The 25050-nt window shown below is 42.7% G+C and carries 23 protein-coding genes; 7 read left to right on the top strand and 16 right to left on the bottom strand.

Annotated elements, in window-relative coordinates; genetic code table 11:
- Window positions 1–23: 23 nt before the first annotated feature.
- From AC0VYG_RS06090 to AC0VYG_RS06070, 5 genes are all read right to left on the bottom strand, one after another.
- Complete coding sequence (locus AC0VYG_RS06090; RefSeq protein ID WP_475431427.1) at window positions 24–1148, bottom strand: glycosyltransferase family 4 protein; 1125 nt, start codon at window positions 1146–1148, stop codon at window positions 24–26.
- A gap of 120 nt (window positions 1149–1268) precedes the next feature.
- On the bottom strand, window positions 1269–1652 hold the full coding sequence (locus AC0VYG_RS06085; protein ID WP_199477334.1) for a VOC family protein: 384 nt from the start codon (window positions 1650–1652) through the stop codon (window positions 1269–1271).
- Window positions 1653–1749: 97 nt separating this feature from the next.
- Window positions 1750–2028, bottom strand: a complete 279-nt coding sequence (locus tag AC0VYG_RS06080; protein WP_475431426.1) for a GIY-YIG nuclease family protein — start codon at window positions 2026–2028, stop codon at window positions 1750–1752.
- Between the two features lie 127 nt (window positions 2029–2155).
- Window positions 2156–2818: a LysE family translocator gene (locus AC0VYG_RS06075; RefSeq protein ID WP_475431425.1), complete on the bottom strand. Its 663-nt coding sequence runs from the start codon at window positions 2816–2818 to the stop codon at window positions 2156–2158.
- The gene (locus AC0VYG_RS06070) at window positions 2818–3045 is read right to left on the bottom strand and encodes a DUF1127 domain-containing protein (RefSeq protein WP_475431424.1); all 228 of its coding nucleotides are present in this window, start codon (window positions 3043–3045) and stop codon (window positions 2818–2820) included. The genes AC0VYG_RS06075 and AC0VYG_RS06070 overlap by 1 nt, the downstream gene beginning before the upstream one ends.
- A gap of 209 nt (window positions 3046–3254) precedes the next feature.
- Here AC0VYG_RS06070 and AC0VYG_RS06065 point away from each other — a divergent pair, with 209 nt between their 5' ends.
- From AC0VYG_RS06065 to AC0VYG_RS06055, 3 genes are all read left to right on the top strand, one after another.
- The gene (locus tag AC0VYG_RS06065) at window positions 3255–4688 is read left to right on the top strand and encodes an aminotransferase-like domain-containing protein (RefSeq protein WP_475431423.1); all 1434 of its coding nucleotides are present in this window, start codon (window positions 3255–3257) and stop codon (window positions 4686–4688) included.
- Window positions 4689–4927: 239 nt separating this feature from the next.
- A complete protein-coding gene (locus tag AC0VYG_RS06060) occupies window positions 4928–6769 on the top strand; it encodes a methyl-accepting chemotaxis protein (protein ID WP_475431422.1) in 1842 nt (613 codons plus the stop codon).
- 63 nt (window positions 6770–6832) lie between these two features.
- Complete coding sequence (locus AC0VYG_RS06055) at window positions 6833–8044, top strand: IS256 family transposase (RefSeq protein WP_475432512.1); 1212 nt, start codon at window positions 6833–6835, stop codon at window positions 8042–8044.
- A 227-nt stretch (window positions 8045–8271) separates the two neighbouring features.
- On the opposite strand, the gene AC0VYG_RS06050 is transcribed toward AC0VYG_RS06055, so the two are convergent.
- Complete coding sequence (locus AC0VYG_RS06050; RefSeq protein ID WP_475449899.1) at window positions 8272–8781, bottom strand: Spy/CpxP family protein refolding chaperone; 510 nt, start codon at window positions 8779–8781, stop codon at window positions 8272–8274.
- 195 nt (window positions 8782–8976) lie between these two features.
- On the opposite strand from AC0VYG_RS06050, the gene AC0VYG_RS06045 reads away from it, so the two are divergent.
- Both AC0VYG_RS06045 and cpxA read left to right on the top strand, forming a co-directional pair.
- The gene (locus AC0VYG_RS06045; protein ID WP_475431420.1) at window positions 8977–9681 is read left to right on the top strand and encodes a response regulator; all 705 of its coding nucleotides are present in this window, start codon (window positions 8977–8979) and stop codon (window positions 9679–9681) included.
- Window positions 9678–11138 (top strand): envelope stress sensor histidine kinase CpxA, encoded by a 1461-nt coding sequence (cpxA, locus tag AC0VYG_RS06040; RefSeq protein WP_475431419.1) that lies wholly within the window; start codon window positions 9678–9680, stop codon window positions 11136–11138. The genes AC0VYG_RS06045 and cpxA overlap by 4 nt, the downstream gene beginning before the upstream one ends.
- A gap of 27 nt (window positions 11139–11165) precedes the next feature.
- Here the strand turns inward: cpxA and AC0VYG_RS06035 are convergent, their stop codons facing one another.
- The 3 genes from AC0VYG_RS06035 to AC0VYG_RS06025 all read right to left on the bottom strand — a co-directional run bounded on the left by AC0VYG_RS06035 (window position 11166) and on the right by AC0VYG_RS06025 (window position 15345).
- Window positions 11166–12515, bottom strand: coding sequence for a hypothetical protein (locus AC0VYG_RS06035; RefSeq protein WP_475431418.1), 1350 nt, complete (start codon window positions 12513–12515; stop codon window positions 11166–11168).
- 44 nt (window positions 12516–12559) lie between these two features.
- On the bottom strand, window positions 12560–13741 hold the full coding sequence (locus AC0VYG_RS06030) for a glycosyltransferase (RefSeq protein WP_475431417.1): 1182 nt from the start codon (window positions 13739–13741) through the stop codon (window positions 12560–12562).
- Between the two features lie 221 nt (window positions 13742–13962).
- Entirely contained in the window at window positions 13963–15345 is a 1383-nt protein-coding gene (locus tag AC0VYG_RS06025; RefSeq protein ID WP_475431416.1) for an amino acid permease, read from the bottom strand.
- A 1111-nt stretch (window positions 15346–16456) separates the two neighbouring features.
- Between AC0VYG_RS06025 and AC0VYG_RS06020 the strand changes: the two genes are divergently transcribed.
- Window positions 16457–17110, top strand: coding sequence for a peroxiredoxin (locus AC0VYG_RS06020; protein ID WP_475431415.1), 654 nt, complete (start codon window positions 16457–16459; stop codon window positions 17108–17110).
- Window positions 17111–17196: 86 nt separating this feature from the next.
- Here AC0VYG_RS06020 and AC0VYG_RS06015 read toward each other — a convergent pair whose 3' ends face one another.
- The 7 genes from AC0VYG_RS06015 to AC0VYG_RS05985 form a co-directional block, all read right to left on the bottom strand.
- Window positions 17197–17685 carry a P-loop nucleotide/nucleoside kinase family protein gene (locus AC0VYG_RS06015; protein WP_475431414.1) on the bottom strand — a complete coding sequence of 163 codons (489 nt, stop codon included), beginning with the start codon at window positions 17683–17685 and terminating at the stop codon, window positions 17197–17199.
- Window positions 17686–17805: 120 nt separating this feature from the next.
- Window positions 17806–18678 (bottom strand): DUF2076 domain-containing protein, encoded by an 873-nt coding sequence (locus AC0VYG_RS06010; protein WP_475431413.1) that lies wholly within the window; start codon window positions 18676–18678, stop codon window positions 17806–17808.
- Window positions 18679–18893: 215 nt separating this feature from the next.
- Window positions 18894–19796 carry a LysR family transcriptional regulator gene (locus AC0VYG_RS06005; RefSeq protein WP_475431412.1) on the bottom strand — a complete coding sequence of 301 codons (903 nt, stop codon included), beginning with the start codon at window positions 19794–19796 and terminating at the stop codon, window positions 18894–18896.
- 50 nt (window positions 19797–19846) lie between these two features.
- Complete coding sequence (locus AC0VYG_RS06000; RefSeq protein WP_475431411.1) at window positions 19847–20587, bottom strand: LutC/YkgG family protein; 741 nt, start codon at window positions 20585–20587, stop codon at window positions 19847–19849.
- Window positions 20580–22037 carry a LutB/LldF family L-lactate oxidation iron-sulfur protein gene (locus tag AC0VYG_RS05995; RefSeq protein WP_475431410.1) on the bottom strand — a complete coding sequence of 486 codons (1458 nt, stop codon included), beginning with the start codon at window positions 22035–22037 and terminating at the stop codon, window positions 20580–20582. The genes AC0VYG_RS06000 and AC0VYG_RS05995 overlap by 8 nt, the downstream gene beginning before the upstream one ends.
- A gap of 24 nt (window positions 22038–22061) precedes the next feature.
- Window positions 22062–22781, bottom strand: coding sequence for a (Fe-S)-binding protein (locus AC0VYG_RS05990; RefSeq protein ID WP_475431409.1), 720 nt, complete (start codon window positions 22779–22781; stop codon window positions 22062–22064).
- 279 nt (window positions 22782–23060) lie between these two features.
- Complete coding sequence (locus AC0VYG_RS05985; RefSeq protein WP_475431408.1) at window positions 23061–24089, bottom strand: ABC transporter substrate-binding protein; 1029 nt, start codon at window positions 24087–24089, stop codon at window positions 23061–23063.
- A 461-nt stretch (window positions 24090–24550) separates the two neighbouring features.
- Between AC0VYG_RS05985 and AC0VYG_RS05980 the strand changes: the two genes are divergently transcribed.
- The gene (locus AC0VYG_RS05980) at window positions 24551–25012 is read left to right on the top strand and encodes an Lrp/AsnC family transcriptional regulator (RefSeq protein WP_475431407.1); all 462 of its coding nucleotides are present in this window, start codon (window positions 24551–24553) and stop codon (window positions 25010–25012) included.
- Window positions 25013–25050 lie beyond the last annotated feature (38 nt).

The raw sequence follows: 25050 nt of genomic DNA, 5'->3' as shown, positions 1-25050 counted from the left end.
TGGCATACTAGGCGAACAGACGACTAGGCAATATAAGGCCCAAAAACGGCATCAAATTTTTCTTCCAATGCGGATTCATAGACTTCTTTGGCTGAAGTTTGATTGGCTAGGGAAACCCGTTCCCGCAGCGCTTTATCACTGAGCAAAGCATCCATCAAATTGGCGAGCGTTTGGTTGCTTTCACCATCATAGACAAACTCAGCCGATTCATCTTTCATTATTTCACTCGCCCCCACCCATTTGGTCGTGATCACAGGGGCACCACAAGCCATCGCCTCAGCCACAACACGCCCAAACTCTTCAATTCTGGCTGGCAGTACAAATACATCCAACGCATTAAAATACCCCTCCACTTTATTGATGATTGGCAGCTGGCGTACTCTATCTTTATAAGGAGAACGGTCTAGAATCGCTTGATATTCAGGGGACAGTTTATCTTTACCAACAAAGACAAAATGCGTTTTCTCAGCCACCTCTTTTGGCAATAAGCTAATGGCCTCAAAGAATCGATCAACACCGCGTTTTTTAAAGTTTCCAGAGGTCACTAAGCCCACCAGAAGCTCATCGTCTTTCACTCCTAGGTCGGCGCGAATCGCATTTCGCTCCTCAATGGGTAATAGCTTAAACTGGTTTTCATCAATCGCCGGATAGATCACAGAAATATCGTGCTCTGGTATCGAAAAACGAGACATCAATTCATTTTTGGCCAAGTGTGAGTTGGCAACAATATGTTTAAACTGATGATTTTGGAAAATGGGGGTATGTGTTAAATACATCTCATCGTCTTTCGCCAAGGGCTTGCCATGGATTTTCTCGGATGCTAAATGCACACAATTATGAATAAAGTGCACATCCGGCTGTTGTAAGTCCCCTTGACCTATCAACAAATCGACCTTGAGTTTTTTCGCCAACTTCAGCGCTTCATTACTAAACTGCATTCTGCGGTTAAATTTTTTCTGCCAAAAAAATCGCCTAGACTTATGCGAAATTCCACCACTGTTTTCAATATCTGCGACATTGGCATTTTCAGAAATAGTATGCACTTCACAGCCTTTAGAACGAAAATATTTGATTTCCTCATGCACACTACGACAAGCACCAGAATAGGTCTTCTCAAGGTTTTGTTTCGCAATTAAGATAGTTTTCATAGCCGAAGAAGGATCCTTGACGGTCATTTGAGGGAACAAAATTAAAGCAACAATGATAACAATAAGTGAACAAAAAAGCGGTTCTAAACAAGAAAAAATAACCCAATAGGACGAAATGCGTTATTCAGAGAGATTCTTAGGATAGACACTCACCTCGATAAGATTATTATCAAGGTCATTGAAATAAACAGATTGAATCTCACCCTGGGCACCCGTTTTGCTGACAGGACCTTCAAGAATCGGCACCTGACAGGCGTTAAGGTGAGCAATGACTTCATCCAGAGACCAATCGGTGATCAAACATAGATCACCAGAGCCTTCAAGAGCATGATTACGTAGCTCATCACCTACACATTGAAAGTTGATTTTTTGCTGTCCAAAATGCACGGCACGACGACCGTTAGCAAAGGTAACAGGTTTCATTTTCAACACTTTTTCGTAAAAGGCGACGGATTTTTCAATATCAACAACGGTTAACACGATATGGTCAATATGGCGAATCATGTACCCTTGTCTCCCTTTACAAGTCACGATTTAATCTGTCTTTGCTAATCAAGTAATGCTAGGAGCAAATGGCCTGAAAGACAAGTTAAAAACCTGCTTATTCTCGTAAAGAATGTAAATCAATCTGACCGCTAATCAATTGTAATTTCTGATATTTCTTAAGTTTTTTGACACGATACTCAAGCCTTGCGGCGTCTCTCTTCGAGTCAGCCAATTGATGCCAGACAAGCTCCAAAGGTCCTTTTCCTTTAAGGTATTTCGCCCCCGTTGTGCCCTGCTTTGAATGCTCATGAAAGCGCCTTTCCACATCGGTGGTAATACCCGTATAGAGGGTATTTAAACGAGTTCTAATGATGTAGATATACCATTCGCTCACGCGTTACTCAGCCTTATTGATTGTCCTGCCATAGCGATAAAAGTCATCCCACGATACTGATCAGATCTGCTATTGCATACGCCCCCCCCATAACGACTAACAGTAGAGTGCCATCCGCAAAACAAGACTAGCCTTTGATTATTAATAACAACGTCGAAGCAGTCAGTACGCCCATGACAATATTAAATAGGCGTTGACGCTTTACACTCGTTAGCTTTCGGCGAATGGCCTCTCCTGCTAACGCCCATATTGTGATCGCAGGAAACCCCATACACGCAAACAATATAATAATCCAAAAACCAGACTGAACATACAGATTGCCCGCTAGAGAAAACGAGCTAACACAGCCAATGGACATCATCCAAGCTTTAGGGTTCGCATACTGGAATAAAGCGGCTTGCCACCAGCGCATTGGCACTATTTGCTTATCGATATTTTCAGCTTGTAGACCACTGTGTTGGCCCGATGAGGCTAAGTTTGGCTTTTGCGTTGTGATATTGTCCGTTGGGGCATTCGCAATTTTCCATGCTAGCCAAAGCAAATACGCCCCACCTACCCATTTTAAAACACTGTAAAGTGGAGGGTAGAGTATAAACAACGAGCCAAGCCCCAATAAAATAGCCAACAATAAAGACGCCATGCCAAGAATAATCCCTAACATATGCGGCAAGGTTCGACGAAAACCAAACTGTGCACCTGAGGCCAATAACATCATATTATTTGGTCCTGGCGTAACGGACATCACAAAAGCAAATACGGCAACACCCAGAAAAAAAGAAAGATTCAGCATTAGACATCTCCATGCGCTTTTTTATCAAGGGGCTTTCTAGTGCACTTAAACATCAGTACCTCCTTCCCTACTCCTAATAAACTCGCTTTAGCAGCCTGTTTTATTCTCTCTCCTTCACTGATGCCGATATCCTTGAGTTCATCAGCTGTTAAGACCAATAAGTCCTTGCGTGTCCGATAACTTTGTACACACTGTTTTATATGAGCTAATAGCGCAATCACCAACATTACCCTTCTCCTTCTTAGCCAACTAACCTAAGGCATCAGATTAAAGGGAAGACAAAAACCATAACAGAGGTAAAAATAGACATTTTTTACCATACAGATCATCGAAAAAACCGCCTGTGTGGCGAAAAAAACACCAATCTGTACGGTTACAGTGGGAATATATTCATTTCTAATAAAATGAAGCACTTTAAAATAAAGGAAAATCGATCATGACACTGTATCAAGATTTAGCGCTAAGACTAGGGGAGCATATTAAACATGGCTTTTACCAAATAGGCGACAGACTGCCTTCCGTTCGTCAACTAGCACAAGAATACAATGTCAGCATTTCCACCGTACAAGAAGCCTATCGCCAGCTAGAACAAGAAAGATTGGTAGAAGCTCGTCCTAAATCAGGCTACTTTGTTAGTCAGCCTTATCAACACGATAATTTGCCCACTATTTCGCGACCACCTCAACGCCCATTAGAAGTCTCACAATGGGAAGAAGTGCTCAATATGCTGATGATTCGTAGTGAGAAGCTTGGTATACAACTGCAACATGCCATGCCTGATATGCAGGCCCCTACCCTTAAACCTCTGCTTAAAACATTAGCGGATTTATCCAAACAACATCCGCAGTTAGGACTAGGTTATGGCGATGTACGAGGGACGATCGAGTTACGCGAACAAATTTGTCGTCTCACCGTTGCCTCTGGATGCCAACTTCATCCCGATGACTTAGTTATTACCTCAGGCTGCCAAGAAGCACTTTCAGTCTGCCTAAGAGCCGTTGCCGAGCCTGGCGATATTATTGCCATTGAATCACCAGGCTTTTATGGCGCGATGCAGGCCATTAAGGCCGCTGGACTAAAAGTCATGGAAATCCCCACTCACCCAGAAACAGGTATTAGCCTAGAAGCATTGGAACTGGCCTTAGACCAATGGCCAATTAAAGCGATTTTAACCACACCTACCTGCAACAATCCTATGGGCTATACCATGCCTGAGGAGCAAAAAAAACGCCTATTTAAACTGGCTCAAAGTTATGATATCACCATTATTGAGGATGACATCTATGGGGATATTTCTTATCAATTCCCCCGTCCGAAGACAATAAAATCGTTTGATAGCGATGGACGCGTACTAATGTGCTCCTCTTTTTCTAAAACCATTGCACCAGGCATGCGCGTTGGATGGATCGCTCCGGGCCGCTATCGGGACAAAGTAACCCATATCAAATACGTCAGCAGCTCCATGTGCCCGACTTTGCCACAATTAGCCATCGCCAAATTTATTCGTCTGGGAGGCTATGACAAACACATTAGACAAATGCGGCAACACTATGAACAACAACGAGATCATATGCTCACCGCCATTAACACCTACCTGCCAAAAGGCACCAGAGTGAGCTTTCCTAGCGGAAGCTTTGTTCTATGGGTAGAACTCAATCTACCGATAGATTGCCTAGAGTTGGTTAAAACCTGTCGCGAGCATGGTATTAGCTTTGCACCCGGCCCTATTTTTTCATCCACAGGTAAATACCGTAATTGCTTACGAATCAACTATAGTCAATTACAACCACATGAACGAGAAGAAGGCATAAAAAACCTCGCACTTTTAATTGATGAGTTCGCCTTAACGAAAAGCCAAAAGGCCAGTTAAAATAGACTGAGTTCTCTGAAGAAGATAGTTTTCTGTTACAGTAGTCATCACAATGGTGGTGGGGACATTGTTATACCACTTAGGACATTTTAAAACTTTCCTCCATGGTTGTACTATTAAAAACAGTTTCCTACCTTTATATTTGTTTATATCAACCATCAAAATAAGATGGACTTATTGGTCATTAGTTTTTTACTAGACTCCCTCAGTTCAATCTACATCTGCTAAGGAATCACCAGATGATGAATTTTTTAGAAAACCGATTAATTGGAACCAAATTAGCATTAGGCTTTGGTTCCGTGCTGATACTAACGCTTATTGTGGGGATAACAAGCCTGTATGGCGTGAGCTCACTACTCAGCCGAGCAGACAAAGTCCGGTTATCCAATGAATTGGATCATAATATCGTTGATATGCAGGTTGCTCGCGAGCACTTTGTTGCTTCCGGCTCTGAGGCTGACAAAGCCAAGTTAATGGATCTCACTCGACAACTTAGTGACAAATTAGCCAAATCAAAACAGCTCTATAATGGCCCAGATGTATTAAACCTGATCCAGAAAACCAGCCTGAGCATAGCGGAGTACGAAAAGACATTAACGCCACTTGCTGAGGCCCGTAAAAAATGGGATGACGTTGACAAACAGGCAAAGAATCTTCTTAGCAATATTTACAACCAATACGATCTTGTTGCGCAAGCACTTAAGAAGAACAAGGATCAGAACAATGCGTCAGAAGTGCTAACCATTGAAACTAGTTTTTATTCCTTAACGTCTTTTATTGATAGCCTTATCACAAAAGGACAACCGATTCCTGTGGATGAGGTCACCTCTAGACTCAATACAGTTATCGAAAAAACAAAAGCATTACAGTTACCTGATAATTTACAAAGCCATCAGCAAAAAATATTAACGCTGCTTGACCAATATCGTGAAATGGGTAAGCGCAATCCTGAGGTTACCTCCAAGCTTTACTCGGTTAAAGACCAATTGTTGGCACTATCTAAAAGCATGAATAAAAATATTGATGCAATTACTGGCCTACAAGAGAAGAAGAGCAAAGCGGATGGCTCAAACATTAATAGTTTAGTGATTTCCGTCACCGTCATTGCCATTATCATTGGTATCTTTTTTGCCCTATTGATCCGTCATATGATCACCAAACCCATGAATACTGTGATTCAAGCGGTCGAAAAAATTTCTGAAGGGGATTTTACTCAACGACTTCACACTGAACGAAGGGATGAGCTTGGGAAGCTGTTAAATCATATTGGCGACATGAGTAAAACCCTAAACAGCTTGATCTCCGAGGTCGTATCAGGTGTGATGAACTTAAGCTCAACCAGTGAACAATTGGAAGCCATTTCTAAGCAAGGGCAATCCATGATGCAGTCACAGCGGGATGAAACAGATCAAGTGGCCACAGCCATCAATGAAATGTCTTCTACCGTCACCGAGGTTGCACGCAATACTGAAACCGCGGCTGAGGCCTCTACAAAAGCCGATGAGATCGTCGGGCAAGGTAATGTCATGGTTAATAGTGCGGTCAAACTCATTGAGTCTTTAGCGGAAGATCTAAATGTGACCAGCCAAGCAATGGAACAATTAAAATCCCGTACTGATAACGTTGGCAATGTACTTGAAGTGATCAAAACAGTTGCGGAGCAAACTAACCTGCTCGCTCTGAACGCCGCCATTGAAGCAGCCCGAGCCGGAGAAGCTGGTCGTGGTTTTGCGGTGGTTGCAGACGAGGTGCGAGGGCTGGCGAGCCGCACCCAAAGCTCCGCAAAAGAGATCGAAGATTTGATTATTGAACTGCAAAATGGCGCGCAAGAATCTCTAACCAGAATGATGAGTAGTCGCGACATGTCAATGGAAAATGCAGAAAAAGCCAAAGGCATTCTAACCCTATTCAAAGACATTAACGAACAAGTGGGCTACGCTCAGGACATGAACCAACAAATTGCAACGGCCGCTGAAGAGCAATCTCATGTCTCCGAAGAAATTAGCCGAAGTGTAGAAAATGTTCGAGAGCTGGCCGATAGAACCAACGAGGGAGCGCTTGAGTCTGTTCGGAGACTGTAACTAATTTTGTGTAACTGCCTACCACAACATATTCTATTAAGAATTAAGGATAGGTAGATGCAAATGAACAAAAAAGAACTTGAAGCGTTCGCAAAAGAAGCCGCCAAGGGAATTAAAACGCCTGAGGATCTCAACGAATTTAGCCAAATGCTGAAGAAGATTACCGTTGAAGCGGCATTGAATGCAGAAATGGATGACCATCTGGGTTACGAGAGACATCAAAAGTCCACCTCAACCAATAGTCGTAATGGCAAGAATAGCAAGCGTATTAAGACGGAAGATGGTGAGTTTGAACTGGATACGCCTCGTGACCGAGAAGGCTCTTTTGAACCCAAGCTGGTCAAAAAACACCAATCCCGATTCACTTCTATGGACGATAAAATCCTGTGGCTCTATGCGCAAGGCATGAGTACCCGAGACATCGTCAATGCCTTCGATGAATGGTATGGTGCCGAGATATCTCCAACACTGGTATCACGCGTTACCAATGCGGTCATTGAGCAAGTGACTGAATGGCAAGCACGCCCTTTGGATGCCATCTACCCCATTGTGTATCTTGATTGTATTGTGTTGAAAATCCGCCAAGATAAACGCGTCATCAATAAATCGATCTTCTTGGCACTCGGTATCAACACTGAAGGTCATAAAGAACTCATGGGCATGTGGATTGCGGAGAACGAAGGTGCGAAGTTCTGGCTCAACGTCCTCACTGAGCTTCAGCAGCGCGGCGTAGAAGATATTCTCATCGCTTGTGTTGATGGTCTAAAAGGCTTCCCAGAAGCCATCAATGCTGTTTTCCCACAAACTAACATCCAACTGTGCATCGTACACATGGTACGCAACTCATTGAAATATGTATCATGGAAAGACTATAAAGCAGTGACGGCGGATTTAAAGCAAGTTTACCGCTCCGCAACGGAAGAAGAAGCCTTGCTAGAGTTAGATCGTTTCGGCGACATCTGGGACGATCAATACCCGCAAATTACCAAATCATGGCGCAATCACTGGCATCACCTCAATACGTTGTTTAATTACCCTGACGATATCCGAAAAGCGATCTACACAACGAATGCGATTGAGTCCCTGAACAGTGTTATCCGTAGAGCCATTAAAAAACGTAAAGTCTTCCCAAGCGATGATTCTGCGAGGAAAATGGTATACCTTGCCATTAAAGAAGCCAGTAAGAAATGGACGATGCCAATTCAGAACTGGCGCCAAGCAATGAGTCGATTTATTATTGAGTTCGAGGAGCGTCTCGAAAAGCACCTTAACTAAATGGCAGTTACACAGAATCTGTTACAGGGTCTCTGTTCGTGCAGTGACCAACTTAAGAACCCTAAGCCATCAATTAAAAGCATTAACAGATCGCTTTAAGATTTGATCCCACTCTGCTCTATAGAGGACCATCAACCAAAAAAAAGCCGCTGTCCGATTACTAGACAGCGGCTTTTTACTGTTAAGCTGTTTAACAGCTCTCATCTTTTATCATCAATAAGTACTCACTAATAGACAAACTTTTTATGTTCTTTTGCTAAACGCTTATGCATTCTTTCCTCACATTGATGCTGGCGTTCTCTTTTAAGTTTCATATATTCTGCTTTTTGTTTTGGCGTCAATATATGAAGTATTTTGTATTGTCTTTCCAACATCGCAACTTTGCGGTCAATTCGTGTGCTTTCCATTGCAGTAGCAAGTTCCCTTGCAGCCACTTTATCAAACTTATCGGCATTCAATAGAGTATTGAGACGCTTTTCAAGGTCTCTTTCAATTACCCTCATCTCTTTTACTTCATCGAGACGAAACGCTCTCAGTTCCTTTTGTTGAGCGTCACTAAAATGCAGCTCTCTCATCATATGTGGATCTAACCTAACAATCATGTCGGGGCGGCACATTGGCGGCTTAGGGCCTCCCAATTTCCATTGAGTGGAAGTATCGGCGAATGCACTGGCCGCCCCCATCATGAAAGGTAATGTCACCGTCGCTAATATCAGTTTTTTCGTCAAATTTCCCATACCCTACAACTCCTCACTATAAAGTGGTTAATTTGCTGACGCTATCGTCAACCTGTAGAAGTAGCATAAAATCTGACGAGTAAAGGGGCGTATAGCTAAGGTAAAGCTAAGTAAAAACATCACCGTTTGACACATTTAGCAGTAAAATACGAGTCATCCTATTATTCTTGACTCATCATTTTTCAAGGAATAACGATGCCACACATTTTGATCATCGATGACGATACAGAACTAAGTGATCTACTTAAGGAATTATTAGCCTTTGAACATTTTACTGTCACCAGCGCTTACGATGGAGAAGAAGGGCTAGCACTCATGAATGAATCGGTCGATATGATTCTATTGGATGTCATGATGCCCAAACTGAATGGCTTTGATACCCTCAAAAAGTTACGAGAGCATTGGGACATTCCCGTTCTTATGTTAACCGCCAAAGGCGATGAAATAGACCGAGTGATAGGATTAGAATTAGGAGCAGACGATTATTTACCCAAACCCTTTAGTGAGCGTGAATTACTCGCTCGCATTCGGGCTATTTTACGCCGTGCCAATGGTAAAAGTGACAAAGAAAAGACTGGCAAAGGCCAAAGTAGCCAAGACAAAATCGAATACGACGACCTTGTCATTTATCCAGGTAAACTAGAAGCCTACCACAGGCAAGAATTGATCGACCTCACCAGTACGGAATTCGCACTATTACACTATTTTTTATTACACCCAGGACAAGTCGTCACAAAAGAATCTCTCAGCCTTGAAGTACTGGGAAAACGGCTTGCCGTATTTGATCGTGCCATCGATATGCATGTTTCTAACTTGCGCAAAAAACTGCCGGACTCTGCCGACAACAAACCACGCATTAAAACATTACGTGGACGTGGTTATCTGCTGGTGGCGGAATGATTCGCCTACCGAAAATAACCAACCTTTATGGTCGAATTTTTGCCATTTTTTGGTTTACCATGCTATTGGTATTGCTTGCGGTATTATCTTTGCCTCATTTCGACCCTCGAAAAAGCCATCCTATCGACAGAGAGCGACTAAAGCATCTTCAAACCATCAAACAACACCTAGAGAAGCGCTTTGCCTCACAAATGGATATCAGTAAAATTCTACTCAAAATGGAACCCAAACCACCAAAACGACATCCATTGCCTCCCCCATCCTCAGAGCGTGACAATCCACAAGGCGTTGAACATGCTCCCAAACGCATCAAAAAGCCAGAGCATATTAGAGAAAAATCCATTATATTTTTAACGGATATCAACGGGTTGATTTTATCTCCTATCAAGGGGCCTAACTTTATTTTTCGCGCCCTACGAAATTTCATCACCTCGATGGACAGTCCAAGTAACCCACAACAAAAGCTCTATGGCCGATTGATGCTATCGGGGCCGTTGCCCATCCATCTGGCGGGCAATAACTATCTGCTATATGTTGGCCAAGAGTGGCATCGTCCACCGCCTTTATTACTACGCTTATTTGATCATCCCTTACAACTCCTTCTGGCGGTCATGCTCGTCAGTACCCCTTTGCTATTGTGGTTCGCTTGGGCTCTTAGCCAACCAGCTCGTCGCCTAGAAAAAGCCGCACAACGGGTTGCTAGAGGGGAATTTGAAGTGGATCCGAGCTTAGAAAGAGGTAGTTCGGAATTTCGTCAAGCAGGGGCCAGTTTTAATAAAATGGTTGAAGCAGTGAATGACATGATCAGCCGGCAGCAACGCCTGCTTTCTGATATTTCTCATGAACTACGCTCCCCGCTTACCCGACTTCGCATGGCACAAGCCATTGCCATTCGAAAACAAGGTGAGAACCAAGAGTTAGCTCGCATCGATACCGAAGCCCAGCGCCTCGAAATGATGATCGCAAAACTGTTAGAATTGTCTCAACAACAAGTGAATAGCCATAATCACTGGGAGGAACACGCACTAGACAGTTTGTGGGAAGCCATGTTGGATGATGCTCAGTTTGAAGCGGAACAATTGGGAAAGCAGCTTTCCTTTACGCCTCTTCCAAGTCACCAAATTCGTTGTTATCCCGTATTACTCATCAGTGCCTTAGAAAACCTTGTGCGCAATGCCATTTACTATAGCCATCATGCCATCCATATCTCAATTCACGACCAAGGAAGCTCGTTACAAATTGTAGTAGAAGACGATGGTGAAGGCGTTCCAGAAGGAGAATTGAATGCTATCTTTCGTCCATTTTATCGTGTATCCACTGCCAGAGACAGACACAGTGGCGGCACGGGCTTAGGGTTAGCAATATGTAAAAACGCCATCATCCAACACAATGGCACGATTAGCGCATCAAAAAGCCCCCTGGGAGGCTTGCAGGTCAAGATACATTTGCCAATATAAACGAACTTTCAACTTCCAAATCGACATCTATACAGCCTTATCAAGTGATGCTTTAGCAATTAAAGCCTCACTAAACACGCTACCATCTACCAAAGTAAATACTTCATTCGACTTAATATGGGTTTGAAAGTACACATGGTCGCCATAGTACTGGTAACCATTCTTCAATACCTTTTTGTTCCACCACTTTTTAAGCATTTTACCGACTCGCGGTTTACTCCTTAGGTCGTGCATCGTATCAAAAGAGACGACTTTTTCTTTTTGCGTCGCGATATCCAACTGATGGCTATAACAAGCAAACGAACCAAAGACAGACGTTTCATTAAACCATGGCGGTAAGGCTGTTTTGGCATGCTCAGGACCATAAGGAAAGGTCTTTATGTGACGAAGGTGATTCACATACATTAGTACCCGCTCAGGCGTATGTGAACTTTCACGAATCGCCAGCGCTAAAGCATGAGCAGACATAATATGTTCAGGATGAGGGTCGATTTCCGGCTCCGTCACCAATACGGTGGTGGGGTTGATTTGTTCTAATAAGCTAGTCAAATCCATGACTAGGGCTTCCCCTGAACTCTTATTCGACAAATCATTCGGCAAGAAAATGCGATTCCACTGACGACTCACTTGCGGCGTTAACTCCGCCAAGACCGGATCCGTTTGAGGCTCTTTCGCGGTATCATAAAGCGCATTTTTGGTTAGCCCAAAGTAGCCAAGGGAAGATAACTGCTCTAGGGGAACACCTGCAAGCAGCGGTGTCGTCATACTATTCCAGGCTCTAATGGACGCTTTACGTCCAACCGCCGCATGCATGCTATCGTCCAAACTAGGAATATATTGCTTTTCCAATTTCTGAACATTTTGCCCGGCATTAATGGTTGTTATCCAAGTCGACTCGGCAAAATCACGATAAAAGCCATAAGCCGCCAACTCCGCATCATCGGCATGAGGGGCTAGGATTAAAATTGGCCCATCGCTAAAATCCGGCTTTTTAAACGCCAATAATTTTCCATAATTAGGCAAACGACAATGCTGAAAGATCAAGATCGCCACTGATTTAGCATTATCGTTCAACACCCCACTCAAATTGAGATAACGCATCCCCTCTTCACCCGACTCAAAATACTGAGTATTAGAGGCCGACACTTCTGACTCATCCGACTCAACTATCGCAATAGAGCCTTGCTTTTTCTTATGAGTCGACTGATAAGAAAACGCTAATAGCCAAGTGAAATCATCGACATTTAATTCATTAAACCCTCCGCCATCCGCTAAATTAATGGTGACGCAGTGCTGATGTTTCGATTGAGTGTTTTCCAGTATCGCCTCACTTTGCCAATCAGGCTGTAAAGCATATTGATAATCCGTTTTCTTCATAGCTAACTCGTGTCTGTGCAATCCTCTCATCGCTTTACAGAATATTATTCTGTCGCAAAGTAGGCTTGGATATATTGTTCGACAATATGCGCTTCATCAAACTGCTGTAATGCTTTGGTAATATCTGCCGTCAGCTCTGGGGTTCTCTCTTCTTGTAGCACCAAGGCGATTTTCTCAGCCAAGGACTCCGGTGTTTGCTGTGCTAAAAAATCTTTTAACTTACCTTGCATGATATCACTCACGCCACCAGGACAATTTGTCGCCACAACGGATGTACCACAAGCCAGTGCCTCAATCAGCACCATTCCTAAACCTTCACTTGTTGAGCTTAATACAAAAAGATCCGCTTGCTGATACCAAGGGAACGGGTTGTTTTGTTGTCCTTTTAAAAAAACATAATCTTCTAAAGCAAACTGCTTAATGGTTTGTTTTATTTTTTCACGCTCACGCCCTTCCCCAACAATCACTAAATCATGCTGTATGCCATAGTGTTGACGAGCGTAATGGTATGCCTCAACCAACAACGAAAAGTTCTTGCCCGGCACTAAGCGTCCGAGCCCTAAAATATAGGGTTTTTTATGATATTCCACACCCTCAACTAGACGTACCGCTTCCAAACGAATTTTGTCATAATCATTAGGATTGGTAATCGTGTGAATGCTCTGACAAGGAATCTGGAAGGATTCAATTAAGTCCTCAAACGACTCACGCGCCCCATCCGACACACAAACCATACGACGATGAGAAAACAATAAGGTGAAGATACGTTTAGAATACGCACCAAAATGCACTTTGTTTTGTGTGCTTTCACAGACAAACACGAAACGTTTGTCTTGCAAAGGCCAAACATGACTGAATGTTCCATGACCTCGGAACACAATCAGATCAAAACGGCCAACACGCTTTTCTAGACGATTTAGCTTATAAGCAAAAGCCACCGCCTCTGCATAGGCAAAAAACATCGCAAACGTCTTACGAAATGCCACATTCAACAAGCGACAGATCACTAGCCATATGAATCCAATGCCAGTCAATAACACCCATTTTTTTAAATCAAATAAATGCACTGTCGAGCTCGGATGACTGGGAGTAACTTCGATTCGACGATTTTTTAAATAGATAAGATGAGCATCATGGCCTTGCTTTGCAAACGCATCCGTCAAACTGCAAGCCACCCGCTCCATTCCGCCCAATTTTAAAGAATTAACAACTACTGCGACTCTCATCTTACATCCTAAACATTACTATCGTACCGTCACATTTGCTCGCAGATTTCTATGTCATCTAAAAGTAACCAAACGAGGGTCTAGTTTAGCGGTTTGTCTTTCAGAGATCTAACTTAAATACGACCCACAAAAAAAAGCACGATAGGATCATCGTGCTTTTTCAAAGAAATGTTTATCGCTCAGCTTATATGAGAGACGTCAATAGCATTAGCCATCCACTGTTATTCCGTTACTAGGTTTCTGTCAGTGGTACGTTTACCAGTAACAATAAAGCTAAAGATTAGCATAATCGCGGTTACGCCAACGGTTGCAAAGGTTTCTGGTCGGTAGTCTGGAGAAATACACATATAACCCAAAACCACCGCAATAACGGCAATAGTTAACCAGGTTAACCCTGGAAACAACCACATTTTAAAGGCAGGCGATTTTCCTTCTTTTTCCAGTGCACTACGCATTCTCAACTGAGACACAGCAATGACCAAATAGACAATAAGAGCGATAGCCCCCGTGGTTGATAAAAGGAAGCTAAACACTTCACCTGGGAACACATAACTAGCAAAACAGCCAGCAAATCCAGCCAAGGTTGAAGCAATTACGGCCACACGAGGCACACCAGTAGAAGAAAGTGTTGTCGCTACCGCTGGCGCATCACCACGACAGGCCAACGAATAAAACATACGAGAAGCGGTATATAACCCTGAGTTCATACAGCTACATACCGCAGTCAATACGACAATATCAACCAATAATTTAGCATGAGGTAAATGAAGTGAACTGAGAACAAACTGGAAAGAGCCCGCTTTTAATGCAGGGTCATTCCAAGCCACCAGAGACACAATGACAAAGATAGACAAGATATAAAACAGCGCAATTCGATACACAACCAGTTTTGTTGCTTGGCGAATCTTGTCTCCTGGGTTTTTGGATTCTGCCGCCGCAATGGTCACAATTTCCGCTCCGAAGAAAGAAAAGATCGTCACTAATACACCAGCAAGCACGGTGCCAAACCCTTTTGGCATAAAGCCTCCATGAGCATACAGATTCGACACACCGCTAACATTCTCAGCTAATGGCCAAACACCGAAAATCGCCATGCCACCAATAATGATAAACGCGATGATCGCGACCACTTTAATCAGTGCGAACCAAAACTCAAACTCACCATAGCTTTTTACATCCCATAAGTTTGATATGGTCAGAATCACCATGATCCCTATCGCAAATTCCCATGAAGGAATGTTTTGGAACCAAGCATGCAGAATATTCGCCCCAGCAATGGCTTCAACAGGAATGACCAATACCCAGAACCACCAATACAACCAACCAATTGTAAAGCCAGCCCATGGACCAATAGCACGAGATGCGTACGTCGAGAAAGACCCAGAATCGGGATTAGACACCGCCATTTCACCCAACATACGCATAACAAGCAGTACGAGTACCCCTGTCATCGCATAGGAAATCAGAATAGCAGGCCCTGTGGTTGCAATGGCATTAGCGGAACCAACAAATAGCCCCGCTCCAATGATCCCCGCAATTGAAATCATGGAGACTTGTCGATTTGACAACCCTGCCCCCAAATGCTTCGCATGTGTTTTACTCATAGTTACCCCCAGTGATTTATAATCTATTTATTTTATAAAAGTGAATTCATCCACATGTTTCAGTACACCGCCATTGCTACGTTTACAGACTCCTCATTGGATTGAAGCATCTATAAATACCAAAGTGACAAAGCACCGAAGTGATATCCTTTTTTGTAATCATCAGTAAATGATTGCAGTGAAAGTCCCTCAACAAATCGAATAGGTAAGAGGCTTCACAAGAAAGTACAAACTTCAGTAGTACATTTTTTTTTGACCTATCTCAAGTAACTGTAATGTTAACCACACCATTACATCATCAAATCAACCTGCCTCTTGACGATTTCTTTGTAATTGACTGACTTACATCTGACCTGTGCAAAGCATTCACAGAAACAAGGGGGTGTATTCTCTTCTAAAAATTTATATGGACGATTGCAACATGTACAAACGATCAAAAAACTCTTTTTAAAACAATAAAATAATATAAAAATCATAAAAAAATATGATAATTCTAAAAGCTATGTCAGAAGAAAGAACTTCAAACACGAAAATCACACCGATTTTTATTGCAAAATAGTCTGATAAAACTTTCAAAAAAATCTTGCTAGAAGTAACAAATATTGGTGTTAGAGAAAAATTTAATGATGCTTCATTTTTCTCCTAGTAAATCGTGGATATATTAAGGATAAGAGTGGGAACTTCATAAAATTGCCATAACTGAATAAAATCTAGACAAAAAATGAATATAGTTCATTTTTTAAACAAACAGTCACTCTGACGACAATGCACATACCAAATAAGAAGCCCTGCACTTTCCACTGGCTCTTACCATCGAGTTAGCTATAGACACTCAAAGCTATAAATAGAATTAACATCGACCTTCTCTCAGAAAACAGTCGACGAGTATCCAGACAAATCCGTCACTGCTCGTACTTTCACTTTCCAGTCATTGAATCGTCCCAACAACCTAGTCTTCCAGCAGCTATCCAAATATCACCGAAATTTTTATAGCTTTTATTTATAAGCTTAGTAGAAAATTACATATGGAGATAAATATTAGGACATCCTAAGATAGTTAATACAAGCTTAAAGCTTGTTTCGTACTTCAACCAATATTAAGGAGAATCTAATGTCTTTACGCATTAACGATACTATTCCAAACCTAGAACTTGAAACGGATCAAGGTACTTTTAAGCTTCATGATTGGATAGGTAACAGTTGGGCAATTTTGTTTAGTCATCCTAAAGACTTCACACCAGTTTGTACTACAGAGTTTGGGGCAGTTGCCCAGTTGTCTTCAGAGTGGGAAAAGCGTGGTACAAAAGTGATTGGTTTATCTGTTGATGGCATTGAAGAACACAAAGAATGGAAAGCCGATATCGAGTCTTTCTCTGGTGCAAAAGCAAGTTTCCCTATTATCGCAGATGAATCTTTAGAAGTCTCTAAAGCATTGGATATGTTACCTGCTGACGCTTACCTTCCCGATGGCAGAACCGCAGCGAATTCTGCCAGTGTTCGAGTCGTTTTTATCATTAGCCCAGACAAAAAATTACAACTATCCATGACATATCCAATGTCAGTTGGTCGTAATTTTGCCGAGGTTTTACGGGCTCTTGATGCGTTACAATCTAGCTATGGTGAACCGATTGCAACGCCAGCGAATTGGGTAGCAGGCCAAGATGTTATTGTTGCTTTGTCTTTAAACGATGAACAGGCGAAAGAAAAATTTGGTGAAGTTAATACTATTTTGCCCTACCTACGTACTGTTAAGATGCCATCATAATCATTTCTTAGGCTGGCGATCCATTCTCTAATTCATTATGGATCGCCTTTAGAAAGCCTATAAATAAAGCCAGACGACGTCAGGCTTTATATTTTATCTCGCCAGTTCAATCCTTCTTCAGGACTCGGTACTTCAAAATACTTAGTCACTTGGTGGAATACCGATTCCGTATCAAACGCTGCTCGCGTGGGTTCTTCTTTGCGCCGCTGCGCAATGCGTTTTAAACATTGCTCATCACTGACATCTAAATAAAAGAATTCATGCGGCGCATCGATGGTTGCGACTAAACTTAAAAACCATTTACGTTGTACAACGGTATTGGCAGGAAAATCCATGACAACATTGGTCCCGGTAGAAAGAATATTCTGAACATGCTCTCTGATTAAGGGTTTTAACCGTGCCGAATAAGTTAAATAGTCCTTAAAAGAAAGAATCAAATTCGGATAAAGTGCCGCTAACCACACATCTTCTGACAGCAAAACCGCATTTCTTTTTTCAGCCATTTGCTTAGCTTGTGTCGACTTACCGGCCCCCATTTTTCCACAAAAAAATACTAAACAGCCCTTCTCTTTCATACCGACTCCATCCTTATAGTACCTCTTCATATCATCGTTAAGCACTATTAAGAGACTAGAACCAAGAAAAGCAAGGCGCAAGATATTTTCTCTGGGATCGATACATCACGCCACTAAAGTTTAGCTATAATCATCAAAATCCCCACCAAAGTCATCAAAACCACCAGCATCGCCAAAGCCACCTTGGTCAAACCCACCACCTAGGTTTGAATTAAATCCATCGGGATCCATACCACCTTGGTCAAAGCCAGCTTGCCCAAATCCCCCTTGCCCCATGCCATTGTCAGCAAACCCACCTTGATCCATACCATTATCACCAAAGCCACCTTGATCCATACCATTATCAGCAAAGCCACCCTGATCCATGCCATTATCGGCAAAACCTGCTTGTCCCATATCTTGTGGCGGTGTTTCATTAATAATATCGACCATCTCGGTTTGCGAATGATGACTAAACATATCCATCAACATATTCCCTACAACCAAACCACCAGCGACACCTGCGGCTGTTTTTAAAGCACCACCTAAAAAGCTGCTGCCACCGCCACCGCCGCCAAACATACCACCAGCAGCAGGCCCTCTTGCTCCATTCCCTTGGTAGTTGGCTTGTTGACCATAGGCCGACCCTGCACCATAGCCTGCTCCTGCTTGTTGCGCATTTCCGCCCCAACCTGACCCAGAGTTCCCTTGTCTACGCGCTTGTTCATTATTGGTATTTTGACTGCCACCACCAAATAAGCCCGATAAAAAGCCACCGGAACTTGGTTTACTAGCCACTTCTTTTTCCAATGCCTCGACTTTTGCTTTTAACTGTTTTAATCCAGCTTCTTGCATAATAATGGTTTGCGCCATGTAATAAGGCGCAGATGGATTATTGACAAGGTGTTTATTAATATGAGCTTCAGCGTCCTTATCCCGCTCGCCAGTTTGTTTTTCTGCTTCAGTAATACGTTCAAACAAATTATCGATTAAACGTTTTGCATCATCACTCATGGCACAGCCCTCTTTGTCTAACAATTGAATCGGTTGATAAATACAACCCTGTTATTATCATAATAAGGTCAGCAGCAGGACTAACAAGCCACTAAAAAGTCAGGAAAAAGGAAAAAATTAAATGACAGGTGATAAATAAGAAGAGAAATACCAAGAAATTTGCCTGTCGGGGCAAACAAATTCCTCACCAAACTCACGTTGGATAAGGTTCGTGGTTAGAAGCGTTCCTTCATAGATAGGTAGCCTTCTCGAATATGTTCTATTAGCGCCTGTATGCGTTTAGAAGGTGTCCTTGTGAAGGGGTAGACAGCATAAATACCTACTACTTTACCAACATGACCTGCCAGTATTTCGATAATTTCACCCTTTTGCAATTCGTCATAGACGAGACAAGTGGGAAGGTAGGCAACCCCATTACCCGTCAGTGCGGCTTTTTTTAATGCCGCCGCGTTATTAGAGGCAAAATTCCCCGACACTTTATGGGTATAAAGGCGATTGTCATGAGAAAACTGCCAGTCAAATGTACCCGTACTTTGATGGGTATAACCTAAGCAGTTATGCCTTGATAACGCCGCAGGCGTCTGGGGAACGCCATTGCGGTCAAGATAAGCAGGCGACGCACAAATCACCCAACGAGAATTAAATATATGCCGAGCAATCAGGCTGGAATCTTCCAAATACCCAGTTCGGATCACCAAATCATAATTCTCCGCCACAAGATCCACAAAATGATTGTCCATGGACATATCTACCGTTAGCCCAGGGTGGCGATTACAGAAATCGGAAACAACATCGGCCAATAACAGTTCACCGGAGATTGTCGGTACCGACATCCGTATATGACCTGACATGGATTCACTGTAACCTGTAATCGCATCAAACGCCGATTGTGCCACTTGGTTAAGGTTCTTCGCTCGACGGTTAAGTACCTCTCCCGCCTCAGTAAGAGACAATTTCCTAGTGGTACGATAAAGTAATTGCACACCCAACTCTTTTTCCAATTTGCTGATGCGCTTACTCACTACCGATTTGGTAATACCATTTAATTCAGCAACCTTACTAAAAGAACCGTGTTCAATGACTTGAGTAAACAGGATTAAATCGTCTATTGCGGGCATGCCAAAGATTCTCTTTTATAAGTCATTTCAGAGTGTTTATCGTCGAATGATTATTGATCATCCAGAATAATATAGGTCGCAAAAATAGGACCATGAACCCCAACTACTTTAATTAACTCTATATCCGCCGTCGAGCTGGGCCCTGAAATAAAGTTAACGCAGGATGGCATCCGCTCACCGGCTTTGGCTTTCTCGGTCAACACAGCTGTCGCCTGGGTTAATCTTGGCACAATGGCACTTTTTGGCACGATAAATACCGACGCCTCAGGCAATAAGCTAATCACGCGTCCCTGTTCAGCCTGACTATAGAGCACCATGGTGCCAGATTCCGCTAGGGCTTGTTCTGCAAACACAACCCCCACCTTAGCTCGCTCACAAACACGGATATTCGCGTCGTATCCAAGAGATGAATCCCATACATATGGACTTAATCCCGCTTGAGTAAGCTGGTTAATATCCACATCAGCCAGCAGCCGAACATCAGCGGATAACACAACATCGTTACCATCGCTAGACGATTTATGTTGCTGATAAGCATGACAAACCTCAAACAACACCTGACTCAACTTAGCCTTAGTTGTAACAATAGCCTCAGCACCCAATGCATTTTTGGTGTAATCAACCAAGTGATCTCTTAGTTGATCTGGCGACCACCCTGCCATAACCTCTTGATGACAACAATATTTAAAAGCAGGTCGAACCGGTGCTTGCGTGCGTCTAGGCCGATCTAATACCTTAGCAATATTATCCAAAAAAGCGGTACGGTGCTGTAATCGCTCCTGATTAGTCATGATTGCCCCCTGCCTCATTTTTCTGCTGATCGACTTGTGTTTGTTTTCGGTTTTTAAACCAACTACGGAAAGACTCGCCATCAGGTTGAGGAAGGTCACGTGAATCCGTCCAGTCTTTTAAGGGTCCCGCATTAAAAGGCATTTTGCCGTCTTTTATCGTCGCGTTGGCCACTTTGGCGCCCGCTTTAACGGTTTTACCCCACAATGTTGGACGAGCATTCACATAGTTAAAAAACCCTGCCGCTGCACGTTCACCAAGCGGTGTTAATTTACTTTCTGCCATGACTCTACGGTGCTTGAGCAATAAATCGGATAAAGGAATTTTCACAGGGCAGACGTCATTACAGGACTGGCATAAACTACAAGCATAAGGTAACTCTTTAAAATCGTCATAGCCCCCTAATAGTGGTGACAACACCGCCCCAACAGGGCCTGAATAAATGGAACCATAGGATTGACCGCCAATGTGACGATAGGCAGGGCAAGTATTCACACACGCTGCACACCTTATACAACGTAGAATGTCTTTAAATTCAGACCCTAAAATAGCGGAACGACCATTATCGACTATCACCAAGTGAAATGCCTCTGGTCCATCACATTGATCGCTCTCCCTTGGGCCTGTCAGCGCCGTCACGTAACCGGTTAACGGTAACCCCACCGCACTTCGGCATAACAAGCTCACCACAATATCCAATTCTTCAAAGGTTGGCACCAGACGTTCCATCCCCATCACCGCAATATGCGTTTTTGGTAAACTGGTGGCCAATCGTGCATTACCTTCATTCGTCACTAAACTGACCGTGCCCGTTTCTGCCACAGCAAAGTTACAACCAGTAATACCGATGTCGGCTTCTAAAAAATCATGACGAATGTGCTGACGCACAAAGCGCGTCATTTCTTCAGGGTCATTTGTCCCTTGATAACCTACTTTCTCTTTGAAAATATCGCGAATCTGAGTACGGTTTTTATGTAATGCGGGCACCACAATATGGGAAGGCGGGTCGCAATCATCTACTTGTAGAATATACTCACCAAGATCCGTTTCAATGACTTCACAGCCAAGATCGATAATGGCCTTATTCAAATCAATTTCTTCGGTCACCATGGATTTGGATTTAACGATTTTTTTGGCCTTTTTCTCTTTGATGACACCTTCAATATAACCTCTAGCCTCTTCGGCCGTGCGAGCAAAAAACACATGGCCACCGTTTTCCACAACCTTGTCACTCAACTGCTCTAAATAGTAATCAAGATTCTCCAAAACATGCTGGCGAATCTCCTTTCCCATTTCTCGCCATTGTTCCCAATTACCTAATGCATCGGCGGCTTTAGCACGGTTAGTGAACATTCGCTCTTGTGCATTGGCAACAGACTGGCGCATATAACCATCTTGCATTTGAATATCAATGCGCTCTTTAAACGTCGCATGACTGGTTTTCATTGACATGTTTATCCCCTTCAACGAAATCAACTAACGGCTCGTCAGCACCTCAGCAATGTGCATAACCTTGATCGCCTTCCCTTCACGATGAAGACGCCCTCCTATGTTCATCAAACAACTGATGTCTGCGCCAATCAAATAATCCGGTGTAACGTCACTCATATGACGCACTTTTTCTTTTACCATCTCTCCAGAAATTTCGCCCATTTTGACGGAGAAGGTTCCTCCAAAACCACAGCAGGTTTCTTGATTATCAATGGGTAATAAAGTCAGGCCTTCTACCTCAGCCAATAAGGATAAAGGTTCATCGCGTACACCTAACTTACGAATTAAACTACAAGAAGGATGGTAAACAGCCGTTCCTGCCAGCTTCGCCCCCAGCTGAACGACCCCTAACTCGCGAACCACAAATTGGGTTAATTCAAAAAGCCGATCAGCAACGGCGCGTGCTCGCATGGCCCATTCAGGCTCATTTTTTAAGTATTCGGGATAGGCCTTGACCATGGCAGCGCAAGAACCCGCTGGGGTAACAATGGGGTAATCATTGCACTCGAAGGCACGAATGAACGACTTCATAGCAGGCTTGCTACTTTCTACATAACCACTGTTAATGGATGGCTGGCCACAGCAACTTTGGGCCTCAGGAAAAATCACATCACAACCTAATTGCTCTAATAGGGCGACAGTGCGCTTTGCGACATTAGCTTTCACTGTGTCGCATAAGCAGGTGACAAAAAAGTTAACCTTCATACTGGCTCCTAGGGCGTTTTTGTTAGAATGCCCTAACATAAAAAGATGCTATAAGAATCACTTTATAATGCCGTTTTATGGCAAAAAGTATAGAAGCAGATTTCTCTTAAAGTATGAATAGAAAACAATAAGAATAAAAAAGAGAACTTATCTTTGTATTTTTATATAAAATTCAATATCTTAAAATAATAAAGTTTATTGGAGCGGCTTTAATTATAACACATTAAGAAACAATCTTTCGTCGTATACGAAATAATAAAAACACAGCCGTTGTAGCGTCTATTTTTCGGTCTCCTTAAGACGACCTTGTAACGTATCCAACGCAATGGCCATTTGTTCCAAACCATCAAACAGGCGAGTTGAGGCTCTCATCGCTAAGGCATCCATAATAACAAAGCGGTTTTCTTTCACGGCGGTCATATTACGTGTGTACGGATTACGTTTAAGAAACGCAATCTTAGTTTTATAATCGTCTGCGGCCCAACGACGACGATTCATTTTCGCCAACACAATAACAGAAGGGTTCGCCCTAGAAATGGCTATCCAGTCTATGAGAGGCCATTCTTCACCAGAGCGCACGATATTATCTATCCCCAAAGCATTCAAAATGTAGCCTGCTGGACTATTTCGCCCAGCAACATAAGCAGGACCATCCAGCTTTGGACTAGAATACCAAAACACCGCTGATACATTATTTAACTCATCCTTTTTTGCTCGTGCAATCGCATTCGCTTCCCTTTCTTTTAAGGAGGCGATAAACACGCTCCCTCTTTCCTGTTTATCAAAAATGTCAGAAAGCTCTTTAATCCCCCGATACAAGGAGCCGGTACTAAACACATTGACTCGTGTTCCATCGATACCAACAGTATTGTCTTTGTTATCACAATCTGTCGGCAACACATAGGCAGCAATACCGTGAGATGCAAACAACTCTCGAGTGCTTATCACCCCCTCCTTGCCAACATACCACTCAAATTGTGAGCCAATAAAATCCGGTTTTTTTAGCAGAATTGATTCAAGGGTCGGCGTATTATCCGATAAACGTGGAACAATTTTATCTAGCTGTGAAAATTGCGGTGCAACGTTATTCAACCAGACACCTGTCCCGACAATTTTGTCCCACACACCGAGTTGATAGAGAGTTTCGGTCATATCTTGACCAATTGAGACTACCGCCTTGGGAGGCTCAAAATAGATATGCTCATACCCACAATTCTCTATTTTTAATGGGTATTGAGTCTGAGCAAAAGACGACATACTCACTAAGCCCGCCACTAAGCTCATAAAAACACAGAATAAATTACGCAAAAGACGCCTCCTTCGTTTTAAAGTGCTTTAAAACGATTACTTAAGACCTCCTCACGATGTCACGAGTCAAGCCAAGACGAGGAAAAAACAGACAAGAAAACGGAGTTTATGGGTGAAAAATGAACATTTTGAGTCTGTTTTCAACAAGATATTGACGAACGCAATTGTCATGCAAAGATCTCTACTGACAAAAAGGCATGCTTCTTCCCAAAGATCACCAATGTAAGACTGACTATAAACCTGTCTAGATTCAGGTAACCATCATGCTCGTTTTTTTCTCCCTATACATGAAATATAGACCGCTATTTAATAAATATTAGACTTTTTAGCATTATTTTTTCGTCAGTGATCGAACTATGATTCCTAATATCCTCTATTTTTAGAAACCAGGTTGCATAGGTTATAAAAAAAACACATCATTAAAAAAATTATTCTATAAATATTAGAAAAAAGAGAACAAAATGACTTTAGATGACATAGATATGCAACTTCTTGCCTTAATTCAAAGTAATGATAGTATTTCTAATGATGCTCTTGCTAAGCAAGTTGGGCTCTCAAAAACCCCCTGCTGGCGCCGCATTCAAAAGCTCGAAAATGCTGGCTATATTAAACGACGAGTGGCGTTATTGGATGCCGACAAGCTTGAGCTTGCGGTATCAGTGTTTGTCCAAGTGAAAACGAATCAACACGACGTAAATTGGGCCACAAACTTTTCTCAAATTGTGGCGGATTTTCCAGAAGTGGTGGAGTTTTACCGCATGGCAGGAGAATACGATTATTTATTACGAGTGGTGGTAAAGGACATCCCCGCTTACGACCGATTTTATAAACGCTTAATCAGCGCAACCGCTCTGACTGACGTGACCTCAAATTTTGCGATGGAACAGATTAAGTATACAACGGAGCTGCCTTTATCTATCTAAAAGCAGGCCATTATCGCAGCAAAAATAGAGAGATCCGT

The organism is Marinomonas sp. 63XJN7_7_ISO-PGPR-S23-202 (genome assembly GCF_056173505.1).
Note: the sequence above shows the minus strand (reverse complement) of the source record. Positions and strands in the feature narration are given on the sequence as shown.